This window comes from Microbacterium sp. (assembly GCF_041909575.1).
GTDB lineage: Bacteria > Actinomycetota > Actinomycetes > Actinomycetales > Microbacteriaceae > Microbacterium.
On sequence record NZ_JAYRDE010000086.1, the window covers coordinates 1 to 12,882 of the forward strand.

Genomic DNA, 12,882 nt, shown 5'->3' on the forward strand with positions numbered 1-12,882 from the left:
GACTCGGTCACTCGTTCTCCTGGTGGCTCCGCGGGTCGGAGCCGTCGCGGGGCTCGGGCGCATCGCCCGCCGCGCGACGCGCGAGAGTCAGCAGAGCGCCCCGCTCCACCTTAGTCAACTCGCGTGCACGCCCGGCTGGCAGCGTTCCCAGGTGGAGAGGCCCGAACTGACGTCGCACGAGTTCGACGACCGGATGCCCCACCTCGGCCATCATGCGGCGCACGATGCGGTTGCGGCCCGAATGGAGCGTGAGCTCGACGAGCGAGCCGCCGCCCTCGGCCGACGCGGTGAGCAGGCGCGCCTTGTCGGCGGCGATGCGCCCGTCCTCGAGGTCGATGCCGCGGGTCAGCCGCTGGATCGTCTGGGCGGTCACGCGACCCTCGACCTTGGCGATGTAGACCTTGGTCACGCCGAACGAGGGGTGGGCCAGTACGTGAGCGAGCTCGCCGTCGTTGGTGAGCACGAGGAGGCCGCTCGTCTCGGCATCCAGTCGTCCCACGTTGTAGAGGCGCTCCGGCCAGTCCGCCGTGAATCCGCGCAGATCGGGACGCCCGCGCTCGTCCTTCATCGAGCTGACGACGCCCGTGGGCTTGTTCAGCATGACGTAGCGCTTGGACTGGTCGAGCTGCACGGCCGTGCCGTCGACGTCGACGAGGTCCTTCTCGGGGTCGATGCGCGAGCCGAGCTCGGTCACGACCTGCCCGTTCACCCGGACGCGGCCCTCCACGATGAGCTGCTCGGCGACGCGGCGCGAGGCGACGCCGGCGTTGGCGAGCACCTTCTGCAGGCGCACGCCCTCCGGAGCGTGGAACGGATCGCGATCTGTCATCGGCGTGCCTCCTCGTCGAATCCGCTGGCCCCGTCGTCGAGCAGCGGCGAGATGTGCGGCAGCTCGTCGAGCGAGTTGATGCCGAGATTCACCAGCAGGGCGTCGGTCGTCCCGTAGTTGATGGCGCCGGTCTCGGCATCCGTGAAGACCTCTGTGATCAGACCCCGCGAGAGCAGCGTGCGCACGACGGAGTCGACGTTCACCGCGCGGATCGAGGCGACCTGGCTGCGCGTGACGGGCTGCTTGTAGGCGATGACGGCGAGCGTCTCTAGCGCGGCCTGCGAGAGCCGGGACGGTGCCTGGGCGTTGACGAACTCGCTCACGAGGTCGTCGTGCTCCTCGCGCACGTACAGGCGCCAGCCGCCGCCGACCTCCCGCAGCTCGAACCCGCGGACCGGGCCGCCGGTCTCGCCGTCGTAGTCCGCGACGAGGCCCTCGATCGCCTGCCGCACCGCGGGGACGGGCGAGCCCACGGCGGCCGCGAGGCTCACGAGGCTCTGCGGCTCCTCGACCACCAGCAGGATCGCCTCGAGGCGACGCGCCACGTCGGCCGTCACCGGGGGCGGTGGGTTCTCGTCGATCGACGAAGGGTCAGTGGTCATAGTCGGCTCCCAGGGTGGCGAGGTTCTCGTCGGACCAGCGCTGCGCGCTCCAGCGCAGGGTGAGCTCGCCGAGCGGCTCGAGCTGTTCGAAGGAGAGGGCGGCGTGGCGGTACAGCTCGAGGACCGACAGGAAGCGGGCGACGACCACGCCGGACTGGGTGACCCCGGCGACGAGCTCGCGGAAGCTGAGGGTCCCGGCATCCCGCAGCAGAGTCACCACGACCGCGGCCTGCTCGCGGATGCTCACCAGCGGCGCGTGCAGGTGGTCGAGCCCGACGTGCGGGATCTCCTTGGGGGTCATGGCGAGCAGCGCCAGCGCCGCGAAGTCGTCGGCGCTGAGGGTCCAGACGAGCTCGGGCACGGCGTTGCGGTACTTCTCGTCGAGCCGCACCGAGCGGGAGTGCCGGCGGTCCTCCCGCTGCAGGCATCGCTCGAACCACACCGAGACCTCCTTGAAGGCCCGGTACTGCAGCAGCCGCGCGAAGAGGAGGTCCCGCGCCTCGAGCAGGGCGACCGACTCGGCGTCGACGAGCTCGCCCTGGGGCAGGAGCCCGGCGACCTTCATGTCGAGCAGGGTCGCGGCCACGACGAGGAACTCGGATGCCTCGTCCAGCTCCTCGTCCGGACCGAGTTCGCGCAGGTACGCGATGAACTCGTTGGTCACGAGCGAGAGCGACACCTCGGTGATGTCGAGCTCGTGCTTGGAGATCAGCGTGAGCAGCAGGTCGAACGGGCCGTCGAAGTTCCCGAGCGAGACGCGGAAGCCCTCGACGGGCGGTTCGCTGGCGAGGGCCTCCTCGTCAGGCGACGGCGCCACGGGCGACCAGCTCCCGCGCCAGACGCAGGTAGGCCTGCGCGGCGGCGTGCTCGGGCGCGAATTCCGTGATGGGCATGCCCGAGACCGACGCGTCCGGGAACTTCACGGTGCGGCCGATGACGGTCTCGAGGACGTCGTCGCCGAAGGCGTCGACCACCCGCTCGAGCACCTCACGCGAGTGGAGGGTGCGGGCGTCGTACATCGTCGCGAGCACGCCGTCGAGCGTGATGGTGGGGTTGAGGCGATCGCGCACCTTGTCGATCGTCTCGATGAGCATCGCGACGCCGCGCAGCGCGAAGAACTCGCACTCCAGCGGGATGATCACGCCGTGGCTGGCCGTGAGCGCGTTCACGGTCAGCAGCCCGAGGGACGGCTGGCAGTCGACGAGGATGACGTCGTAGTCGGGCGCGAGCTTGCGCAGCGCGCGCGAGAGCGTCTGCTCGCGGGCGACCTCGTTCACGAGGTGCACCTCGGCCGCCGACAGATCGATGTTGGCGGGGACGACGTCGAGGTTCTCGACGCGCGACGTCACCACGACGTCGTGCGGGTCGCGCTTGCCGTCGACGAGCAGGTCGTAGATCGTCGGGATGTCGTGGGTCTGGATGCCGAGCCCGGCCGACAGTGCACCCTGCGGGTCGAAGTCGACTGCGAGCACCCGTCGGCCGTAGCCGGCGAGTGCGGCGGCGAGGCTGATCGTCGTCGTCGTCTTGCCGACGCCGCCCTTCTGGTTGCAGAGGGAGATGATGCGCGCCGGCCCGTGCCCGTCGAGCTTCGGCGGAGTCGGGAAGCCGTGGTACGGACGCCCGGTGGGACCGATCGGCGTCTCGTCGCCTGAGGCCTTCGTCGCGCCCCGCTTGCTGCCCGCCACAGACTCTCCTGACTTTCCCATCTCGTGCACCGATTCTAGTCACGGTGGGCCCGTCACCCCGGGAACGGTCAGCGGGCGCGCGGGTGGGAGGTCACGTAGACGTCGCGCAGAGCGTCGACGGAGACGTGCGTGTAGATCTGCGTGGTCGCCACCGAGGCGTGGCCGAGCAGCTCCTGGACGACGCGCACGTCGGCGCCGCCCTGCAGGAGATGGGTCGCGAACGAGTGCCGCAGGGTGTGCGGCGAGACGTGGGAGACGAGCTGGGCGCGATCGGCGGCGTCCCGGATGATGAGCCACGCGCTCTGCCGCGACAGCGGCGCGCCGCGCGCCCCCAGGAAGAGCTTCGGGGTGGCTCGCCCCCGGCGCGAGAGCTCCGGACGTGCGCGGGTGAGATAGGCCTCGACGGCGGCGCGCGCGTACGATCCGACCGGCACGATGCGCTCCTTGGAGCCCTTTCCCCGCACGCGGATCACGTCGCCGTGCGCGAGATCGTCGACGTCGAGCTGCACGACCTCCGACACGCGGGCGCCGGTCGCGTACAGCAGCTCGAGGAGCGCCCGGTCTCGCATGCCGACGAGGTCCCCCGGTGCCGCACCGGGAGCGGGCACCGTCCCCGTCGCGGGGGCCGGTCCTGCGGCATCCAGCAGCGCCTCGACCTGGTCGATCGTCAGGGCCTTGGGCAGCCGCCGGGGCTGCTTCGGCGGCCGCAGTCGGGCGGAGGGATCGGCGGACTCGATGCCCTCGCGCGCGAGGAAGCGGTGCAGGCCCCGCACCGACGACTGCAGGCGGGCGAGGGAGGATGCCGCGACCGGCGGCTGCGCGGAGGCGCGCTCCGCCGCGAACTCGGCGACGATTTCCGCCGACACGTCGCCGGAGTCCTCGACGCCCCGGCCGGCGAGCCATGCGACGTAGCCCGCCAGGTCGCGGCGGTACGCGGCGACGGTGTTCTCGGAGAGGCCGCGCTCGATCGAGATGTGCCGCAGGTACGCGTCCACCGCCCGGTCGAGCTTCATGTCAGGCCCCGGATGCGTCGCCCCGGCTCGCGGGCCCGGCACCGCGCAGCCGCTCTGCCGCAGCGAGCGCGCCCACGGCGAGGATGCCGTTGCGCAGGCGACCGGCGAGCACCCCGGCGACCACGTCGGCCAGCGCCACCCATTCGACGCGGATGTCGGCCTCCTCGGCCTCGCGCGCGTGCGCCTCGCCGTGGGGAGACAGGCCGCGGGCGAGGAACAGGTGGACGACCTCGTCGTTGCCGCCCGGGGTCGTGAAGATGCTGACGAGCGGCTCCCACGACGCGGCGACGAGGTCGGCCTCCTCGGCCAGCTCCCGCACCGCGGTCTCGAGCGGGCTCTCCCCCTCGACGTCGAGCAGACCGGCGGGGATCTCCCAGTCGCGATGACGGATCGGATGCCGGTACTGCTGGATCAGCAGCACGCGATCGTCGTCGTCGATCGCGACGACGGCTGCCGCGCCCGGATGGTCCACGTACTGCCGCACGATCTGCTCGCCGTTGTATGCGAACGTGTCGCTGCGGACATCCCACACGCGCCCTGCATAGACGAGGTCGCTCTCGGTCACGGCGAGCTCGACGGGCTCGTCCGCGAGCGGCGACCCGGCCACGGCGTCAGCCATTGTCGACGTCGAACAGCTCGCTCGCGCGGTGGCGCTCGAGCGCCGCCCCGACCAGCCCGCGGAAGAGGGGGTTCGCGTCGGTCGGCCGCGATCGCAGCTCCGGGTGCGCCTGGGTGGCGATGTAGTACGGGTGCACGTCGCGCGGCAGCTCGACGTACTCGACGAGGTCGAGGTCGGGGTTGATTCCCGAGAAGACCAGGCCCGCCTCCGCGATCTGGTCGCGGTAGCGGTTGTTCACCTCGTAGCGGTGGCGGTGACGCTCCGACGCCGTCGTCGCGCCGTACACCTCGGCCGCGATCGAGCCCTCGGTCAGCGCGGCCGGATACAGGCCCAGGCGCATCGTGCCGCCGAGGTCGCCGCTCTCGAGGATGTCGACCTGCTCCTGCATCGTGGCGATGACGGGATGCGCGGTGTCGGGGTCGAACTCGCTCGACGAGGCATCCGCGATGCCGGCGACGTGGCGCGCGTACTCGATCACGATGCACTGCAGCCCGAGGCAGATGCCGAGGGTCGGGATCCCCTGCTCGCGTGCGAACTTCAGCGCGCCGATCTTGCCCTCGATGCCGCGGATGCCGAAGCCGCCGGGGATCACGATGCCGTCGAGCGGGGCCAGGGCCTTCGCGGCACCCTCGGGCGTCTCGCACTCGTCGGAGGGGATCCACCGGATGGTGACGTGCGTCTCCTGCGCGAACCCGCCGGCCTTGAGGGCCTCGGTCACCGACAGGTATGCGTCGGGGAGGTCGATGTACTTGCCCACCAGTCCGATCGTGACCTCGTGCTTCGGGTTGTGCACGGCCTGGAGCACGCGCTCCCAGCGCGTCCAGTCGACCTCGGCCGCCTTCGACAGGCCGAGGGCCCGCACGATGTACTCGTCGAGCCCCTGCTCGTTCAGCATGCTCGGGATGTCGTAGATGCTCGGCACGTCGACCGCGTTCACGACCGCTTCCTCGTCGACGTCGCACATGAGGGCGATCTTGCGCTTGTTCGACTCGGTGACGGGCCGGTCGCTGCGCAGCACGAGCGCGTCGGGCTGGATGCCGATGCTGCGCAGCGTCGCGACGGAGTGCTGCGTCGGCTTGGTCTTCTGCTCGCCCGAGGCGCCCATGAACGGCACCAGCGACACGTGCACGAAGAACACGTTGTTGCGGCCGAGCTCGTGGCGGATCTGACGTGCCGACTCGATGAACGGCTGGGACTCGATGTCGCCGACAGTCCCGCCGATCTCCGTGATGATGACGTCGGGCCGCGGCTCCTCGGTCGCCTGGAGGCGCATGCGGCGCTTGATCTCGTCGGTGATGTGCGGGATGACCTGCACGGTGTCGCCGAGATACTCCCCCCGGCGCTCGCGCGCGATGACCTGCGAGTAGATCTGCCCCGTCGTGACGTTGGCGGCCTGGCTGAGCTCGATGTCGAGGAACCGCTCGTAGTGGCCGATGTCGAGGTCGGTCTCGGCGCCGTCGTCGGTGACGAAGACCTCGCCGTGCTGGAACGGGTTCATCGTGCCGGGATCGACGTTGAGGTACGGGTCGAGCTTCTGCATGACGACGTGGAGTCCACGCGCCGTGAGCAGGTTGCCGAGGCTGGCGGCGGTGAGGCCCTTGCCCAAAGAGGAAACGACACCACCGGTCACGAAGATGTGCTTGGTGGTGTCGTTCTGAATGTCGCCGCGGGAAGAACCGGAAGTCTGCATCACGGGCTTTTATCCTATCTCACGTCGGGGGGTCGAGCCTGAGCGTTCGCGGCGCGCCTCGGCGGCCGCCGCCGGAGCCGGCCGGAACCGGCGCCTCATGCGACCTCCGCACGCAGCCCGAGGAGCTCTCGCGCGTGGCTGAGGGCGGCATCCGAATCAGGCATTCCGGAGAGCAGCCGCGCCATCTCGGCCTCGCGATCGGCGCCGTCGAGGCGCCGCACGTCCGATGCCGTCACCGAGCCGTCGACCGCCTTCACCACCGTGAGGTGATTCGTGGCGAACGCGGCGACCTGCGCCAGATGCGTCACGGCGATCACCTGCGACGACTGCGCCAGCCGTGCCAGCCGGCGTCCGACCTCGATGGCCGCCGCGCCGCCGATGCCGGCGTCGACCTCGTCGAACACGAACGTCGGCACGGGATCGACCGCGGCGATCACCACCTCGATCGCGAGCATCACCCGGCTGAGCTCTCCGCCGGACGCACCGCGCGACACCGGCCGGGGATCCGCCCCCGGATGCGCCGCGAGCAGGATGGCGACGTCGTCGCGCCCCGAGGCGGACTCCGTCCCCGGCGAGACGGCGACAGACAGGCGCGCGTCGGGCATGGCGAGGGCGCGCAGCTCGGCGGTCACCGCCGTCCCGAGTCGTTCGGCCGCCTCGGTGCGGGCATCGGTGAGAGCGGAGGCGGCTTCGTCGAGGGCGGATGCCGCGGCATCGCGCTCCTCGGAGAGCCGGGCGACGCGGTCGCCGTCGTCGTCGAGTTCTGCGAGCCGCGCCGATCCCGTGTCGAGGAGCTCGATGGCGGCGTCGAGGGTGCCGTGGGTGCGGACGAGCGCCGACAGCACGGCGCGTCGCTCCTCCACGGCGGCCAGCTCGTGCGGCCCGGTCTCGTCGAGGTCGGCGAGGTATCCGGCAAGCGCCGCGGCGACGTCGGCGGTGCGGTATCCGAGATCGGCGACCTGCCCTGCGAGATCTTCGAGCACCGGGTCGTTCGCCCGTTCGAGGGCCCGCCGCGCCTCGGCGAGCAGCGACGTCGCGTCGGGCTCCGCGTCGCCCGAGAGCGCGTCGTGCGCGGTCGCGGCCGCAGTGCGGAGCGCTTCGGCATTGGCGAGACGCTCGGCGCGCACGGCGAGCTCGGCGTCCTCGCCCGGCTGCGGCGCGGCCTGCTCGATCTCGGCGACCTGGGCGCGCAGCTCGTCGGCCTCGCGCGCCCGGGCGTCGCGGTCGTCCGTGAGCGAGCTCAGCGCGCGGTCGGCCGCGCGCCAGCGCTCGTACGCCTCCCGGTAGGTCGCCAGCGCGCGCTGCACCGGCGCGCCCCCGAAACGGTCGAGCGCGTCTCGCTGGGCCGCCGCGCTGCGCAGCCGCAGCTGGTCGGACTGGCCGTGCACGACCACGAGCTCGTCGGCCAGGTCTGCGAGCACGCCGGCCGGCGCGGTGCGGCCGCCCACCGAGGCGCGCCCGCGTCCTTCGGTCGAGATGGACCGGCCGACGAACAGCTCGGCGCGGCCGTCCCCGAGAGGTTCGAGCTCTCCCCCGGCATCCCGTACCCGGTCGGCGACCGCTCCGGACTCAGGCACGATCCACACGCCGTCGACGGTGGCCTGGAGCGCGCCCGAGCGCACCGCGCCGGAATCCGCGCGCTGTCCGAGCAGCAGCCCCAGCCCGGTCACGACCATCGTCTTGCCGGCGCCGGTCTCGCCCGTGATCGCGGTGAAGCCCGGTCCGATCGGGAGCGTCGCCTCGGCGATGACCCCGAGATCGCGCAGGCGCATCTCCTCGATCACGGTGTGGGCCCCGTGATGGCCGCGGGACCGCGCCACCCGTCGACGGGAAGCCGGAACTTGCGGACGAGGCGGTCCGTGAAGCGGGCGGGGTGCAGGCGCGCGAGGCGGACGGGGTGGTCGGACCGCCGCACCACCACGCGCGCGCCGGGCGGGAGATCGTGCGACCGGCGGCCGTCGCACCACAGGATCCCGACGCCGTTCGTGCGCTCGAGCACCTCGATCGCCACCGCGTGCTCGGGGCCGACGACGAGCGGCTTGGCGAAGAGGGCGTGCGCCGACAGCGGCACGACCGAGATGGCCTCCACCGTGGGCCAGATCACCGGCCCGCCGGCCGAGAAGTTGTAGGCGGTCGATCCGGTCGGCGTCGAGACGACCACGCCGTCGCAGCCGAAGCTCGACAGCGGCCGGCCGTCGACCTCGATCACGACCTCCAGCATCCGCTCGCGACTGGCTTTCTCGACGGTGGCCTCGTTGAGCGCCCACGTCTCGTACAGGACCGAGTCCGCGGAATCCTTCACGCGCACGGCGAGGGCGAGACGCTCCTCGACCTCGTAGTCGCGGGCGATGACACGGCGCACCGCATCGTCCATGTCGTCGCGCTCGATCTCGGCGAGGAAGCCCACGTGGCCCATGTTGATGCCCAGGACCGGGGCCGTGCCCTCGCGCACGAGCTCGGCGGCCCGCAGGATCGTGCCGTCGCCTCCCAGCACGATCGCCAGCTCCACGTCGGCCACCGGCACGTCGTCACCCAGCACGGCCACGTCCCCGAACGACGGGATCACCGCCGACAGCTCGGCGCGGTCGTCGGCGGCCAGCACGGGACGCGCCCCGGCGGACCGCAGCGCCGCCACCACGCGCTCGGCGGCGAACACGGTGTCGTCGCGGTGGGCGTGCGCGACGACGAGGATGTCGCGCTCGGCGCGTGCGTCGGTGTCGGTCATCGGACCCCCGCCAGTCGGTTCACGGTGCCCAACCATTCTGTCGGATTGCTTCCCCGGCCCGGCGCGAGGTGCGCGATGTACTCGGAATTGCCGTGAGTGCCGGCTATCGGCGAGGAGACCACGCCGCGGGTGCCCAATCCGGCATCCCACGCCGCCCAGAGCACGCCGGCCACGGCATCCGCCCGCAGCGCCGGGTTGGTGACCAGGCCGCCCTTGACGGCCGTGCGGCCCACCTCGAACTGCGGCTTGACGAGCAGCACCACATCTCCGTCGTCGTCGACGACCGCCCGGACGGCGGGCAGCACGTGGGAGAGCGAGATGAACGACAGATCTCCTGTGACGACCGCCGGGCGCGCACCGACTCCGCTCGTCTCGGCCAGCGACGAGGGCGTCATGTGCCGCACATTGAATCCCTCGATCGAGATCACGCCGGGATCGGCGGCGACGGATGCCGCGAGCTGGCCGTGACCGACATCCACCGCGATCACCGGCTCCGCGCCGCGCTCGCGCAGCACCTGCGTGAATCCGCCGGTCGAGGCGCCCATGTCGAGAGCGACCCTGCCCGAGACGTCGACGCCGAACGCGTCCAGTCCGGCGATCAGCTTGTGCGCGGCGCGGCTGACGTAGTGATCGGTTCCGGCGACCTCGATCGCCGCTGTGTCGTCGACCGGCGTCGAGGCCTTGACGACGGGGCGGCCGTCGACGGTCACCAGGCCCTCCGCGATGAGCGTCGCCGCATGGGTGCGCGAGCGCGCGAGGCCACGCGCAGCCAGCGCCGCGTCAAGCCGGGACGTCATGAGGTCGCGGAGTCGACCGGGGCGGTCTCCAGCCGGCGCGCCAGGGTGTCGTGCAGCGCGTCGTAAGCGCCCGCGCGGGTGGACAGCGGCTGGGCCTCGATCACCTCGAGGGTCGACAGCAGGTCGCCGGGATCGTTCTCACGGGCGGGAGCGTGCTCGTCGGGCTGGACCATGTCCCCAGGATACGGGGAACCACGCCCGCTGCCCGGCGACTCAGGGGCGGTGGAACGGATCCGCGTACAGGCGCTCGGGCACGCGGAATCCGAAGATCGCCCGACCCGTCGACCAGATCGCCGCAGCGCCCGCGCGGAGCAGGTCGATCGCGCGCTCCCCCTCCGACACGATCCGCACGTCCGGGCCCTCGATCGCAACGGATGCGCCGCGCACGGTCGCCACCCCGTCGGCCATCCTCACCTCGGGATACGGCTCGTGCAGCTCACGCAGGTCGCCGAGGATGTAGGTCGGCTGCGACCCCTGCGGCGCGGCCAGGACGTGCTTCGGGCGATCGATGCCGGTCAGCACCAGTGCCGAGGCGATCCCGGCACGGTTCGCGCCGAGGATGTCGGTGTCCAGGCGGTCGCCGAGGAAGAGCGGATGCTTCGCCCCGAACCGCGCGACGGCCTCCTCGAAGATCGGCACCTCGGGCTTTCCCGCCACGGTGGCGAGGCGGCCGATCGCGGTGTGCACGGCGGACACGAGCGTGCCGTTGCCCGGAGCGACACCGCGTGCCTGCGGGATGGTCCAGTCCGTATTCGTGGCGATCCACGGGATGCCGCCGTCCTCCTCGGGCACCTTCAGCGCGAAGGCGGCCTCGGCCAGCTGCGTCCAGCCGACCTCGGCGGCGAATCCCTGGACGACGGCGGCGGGTGCGTCCTCCGCCGACCGTGTCACGACGAAGCCGGCCTTGGTCACCTCGTCCACGAGCCCGTCGCCGCCGACGACGAGGATCGTCGCCCCCGGCGTCACGCGCTGCGCGAGCAGGCGCATCGCTGCCTGCGGGCTGGTCACGACCTCGTGGGGCCGGGTCGGCAGACCCAGGTCCGACAGATGCGCCGCGACCGAGGCATCCGTTCGGGAGGCGTTGTTCGTGATGTAGCCGAGCGTGCGGCCCTCGCGCGCCCGTGTCAGGCTCTCGACCGCGTACGGCAGGGCGCCGGCGCCGGCGTAGACCACACCGTCGAGGTCCGCCAGCACGACGTCGACGCCGTCGAGTGGGCCGGCCGGCTGGGCGCGGCGACCGAACAGCGGCATCAGCGGTCGGCGCCTTCGGCCTCTTCGGCGTCTGTGCCGTCATCGTCGATCCCGGCCTCGATGAGGATCTCGGTCACCTCGTCCTCGATCGAGGGAACAGCGGATGCCTCGTCCCCCGCGGCGCCCGCGAGGTCATCGAGGTCGCGATCGGCGTCGGCAGCCGTCTCGGACTCCGGAGATGCCGAGTCGTCGTCGCCGGGCGCGGCTGCGGCATCCGCTTCCTCGTCGACCTCGATGATCTCGTCCACGAACACCGTCTCGAGATCGCCCGCGCCGAGAGCGGCGTCGATGGCCTCGGCGGCGACCTCCGCGCGCTCCTGCCAGCGTGCGGCCTCGTCGGCACGGCCGAGCTCCTCGAGCACGGCCGCACGTGCGGCGAACAGTGCCGGACTCCACTCGAACGCACGGTCGGGATCCAGCTCGGGGATGTCGAGCTCCTGCAGCGCGCGCTCGGGCTCGCCGAGATCGAGGCGGGCTCCCGACATCGCGATCGCCAGGCCGACGCGGACGTCGGTCGGCAGGGCCGCGCGGTCCACGCCGCGACCGACCTCGAGGGCGCGGTCAGGACGTCCCACTCCGCGCTCGCTGTCGACCATCAGGGCGATCTGGTCGTCCTTGCCGGAGATGCGTCGATACGTACGAAGTTCACGCAGAGCGAGCGCGTAGTCGCCGGTGGCGTAGGCAGTGATCGCCAGCGTCTCACGGACGATCGCGATCCGACCCGCACGGCGCGAGGCCGACAGGGCATGATTGTGAGCGAGCTCCGGGTCGTCGTCGATGAGCTCCGACGCCATCACCAGGTGGCGGGCGACCTGCTCGGCGTTCTCCTTGCTCAGCGTCTTGAGCTCGTTGCGCGCACTCGGGTGGAGATCTTGCGGCGTGACCTCATCGGGGATCACCGGGTCATCGTGACGGGGACGGACCGGGCGGATCTCCTCGGGCCGCGTCGCGCGATCAGGGCGACCGGCGCCTCCGCGCGTGGGGCGATCGCCGCGCTGCGGGCCGCGGACGCCATCGCGCTTCTCGTACGGCTTGCGGTCGCCATCGCGCTTCTCGTACGGCTTGCGCTCGTACGGCTTGCGGTCACCGTCGCGCTTGGCATACGGCTTGCGGTCGCCGTCACGCTTCTCGTACGGCTTGCGGTCACCGTCACGCTTCTCGTACGGCTTGCGGTCGCCATCGCGCTTGGCATACGGCTTGCGGTCACCATCACGCTTCTCGTACGGCTTCCGGTCACCATCACGCTTCTCGTACGGCTTCCGGTCACCGTCACGCTTGGCGTACGGCTTCCGGTCACCGTCACGCTTGGCGTACGGCTTCCGGTCGCCATCGCGCTTGGCGTACGGCTTCCGGTCGCCATCGCGCTTGGCGTACGGCTTCCGGTCACCGTCGCGCTTGGCGTACGGCTTCCGGTCACCGTCGCGCTTCTCATATCGTGCGCTGGACGCGGCGTCGCGGACTCGAGGGGGCCGGCCGCCCGTGCGTCCGTCCGCCGTGCGGTCTGCTGCGCCGTCGCGCGGCTCCTGCTCGGCCATGTCTCGATTCCTTCCGATGCGCATATTCAGTGTGTGTGGGTTAACGCGAAATGGCCACCCTGCGTTGGGTGGCCATTTCGGTAATGGAAGTCCGGCGGTGTCCTACTCTCCCACAGGGTCCCCCCTGCAGTACCAT

The 12,882-nt window shown here is 71.6% G+C and carries 13 protein-coding genes; all 13 read right to left on the minus strand.

Going from position 1 to position 12,882, the window contains the following annotated elements; genetic code table 11:
• Positions 1–7: 7 nt before the first annotated feature.
• Positions 8–829 carry a pseudouridine synthase gene (locus tag ACE3O1_RS11700; protein ID WP_374315211.1) on the minus strand — a complete coding sequence of 274 codons (822 nt, stop codon included), beginning with the start codon at positions 827–829 and terminating at the stop codon, positions 8–10.
• Entirely contained in the window at positions 826–1,431 is a 606-nt protein-coding gene (scpB, locus tag ACE3O1_RS11705; protein ID WP_374315213.1) for an SMC-Scp complex subunit ScpB, read from the minus strand. Before scpB ends, ACE3O1_RS11700 begins: the two co-directional genes overlap by 4 nt.
• Complete coding sequence (locus ACE3O1_RS11710; protein WP_374315216.1) at positions 1,421–2,248, minus strand: ScpA family protein; 828 nt, start codon at positions 2,246–2,248, stop codon at positions 1,421–1,423. The genes scpB and ACE3O1_RS11710 overlap by 11 nt, the downstream gene beginning before the upstream one ends.
• A complete protein-coding gene (locus tag ACE3O1_RS11715; protein WP_374315218.1) occupies positions 2,232–3,137 on the minus strand; it encodes a ParA family protein in 906 nt (301 codons plus the stop codon). Before ACE3O1_RS11715 ends, ACE3O1_RS11710 begins: the two co-directional genes overlap by 17 nt.
• 47 nt (positions 3,138–3,184) lie before the next feature.
• Positions 3,185–4,129: a site-specific tyrosine recombinase XerD gene (xerD, locus tag ACE3O1_RS11720; RefSeq protein WP_374315220.1), complete on the minus strand. Its 945-nt coding sequence runs from the start codon at positions 4,127–4,129 to the stop codon at positions 3,185–3,187.
• A gap of 1 nt (position 4,130) precedes the next feature.
• Positions 4,131–4,748 (minus strand): NUDIX domain-containing protein, encoded by a 618-nt coding sequence (locus ACE3O1_RS11725; protein ID WP_374315222.1) that lies wholly within the window; start codon positions 4,746–4,748, stop codon positions 4,131–4,133.
• Entirely contained in the window at positions 4,741–6,438 is a 1,698-nt protein-coding gene (locus ACE3O1_RS11730) for a CTP synthase (protein ID WP_374315235.1), read from the minus strand. Before ACE3O1_RS11730 ends, ACE3O1_RS11725 begins: the two co-directional genes overlap by 8 nt.
• A gap of 95 nt (positions 6,439–6,533) precedes the next feature.
• Positions 6,534–8,222 carry a DNA repair protein RecN gene (recN, locus tag ACE3O1_RS11735; protein ID WP_374315237.1) on the minus strand — a complete coding sequence of 563 codons (1,689 nt, stop codon included), beginning with the start codon at positions 8,220–8,222 and terminating at the stop codon, positions 6,534–6,536.
• Positions 8,219–9,163 carry an NAD kinase gene (locus ACE3O1_RS11740; protein WP_374315225.1) on the minus strand — a complete coding sequence of 315 codons (945 nt, stop codon included), beginning with the start codon at positions 9,161–9,163 and terminating at the stop codon, positions 8,219–8,221. Before ACE3O1_RS11740 ends, recN begins: the two co-directional genes overlap by 4 nt.
• On the minus strand, positions 9,160–9,960 hold the full coding sequence (locus tag ACE3O1_RS11745) for a TlyA family RNA methyltransferase (RefSeq protein WP_374315227.1): 801 nt from the start codon (positions 9,958–9,960) through the stop codon (positions 9,160–9,162). Before ACE3O1_RS11745 ends, ACE3O1_RS11740 begins: the two co-directional genes overlap by 4 nt.
• Positions 9,957–10,133 carry a hypothetical protein gene (locus ACE3O1_RS11750; RefSeq protein ID WP_374315229.1) on the minus strand — a complete coding sequence of 59 codons (177 nt, stop codon included), beginning with the start codon at positions 10,131–10,133 and terminating at the stop codon, positions 9,957–9,959. Before ACE3O1_RS11750 ends, ACE3O1_RS11745 begins: the two co-directional genes overlap by 4 nt.
• A 40-nt stretch (positions 10,134–10,173) precedes the next feature.
• The gene (locus ACE3O1_RS11755; RefSeq protein WP_374315231.1) at positions 10,174–11,211 is read right to left on the minus strand and encodes an HAD-IIA family hydrolase; all 1,038 of its coding nucleotides are present in this window, start codon (positions 11,209–11,211) and stop codon (positions 10,174–10,176) included.
• Positions 11,211–12,746: a primosomal protein gene (locus ACE3O1_RS11760; protein WP_374315233.1), complete on the minus strand. Its 1,536-nt coding sequence runs from the start codon at positions 12,744–12,746 to the stop codon at positions 11,211–11,213. The genes ACE3O1_RS11755 and ACE3O1_RS11760 overlap by 1 nt, the downstream gene beginning before the upstream one ends.
• Between the last annotated feature and the right edge of the window lie 136 nt (positions 12,747–12,882).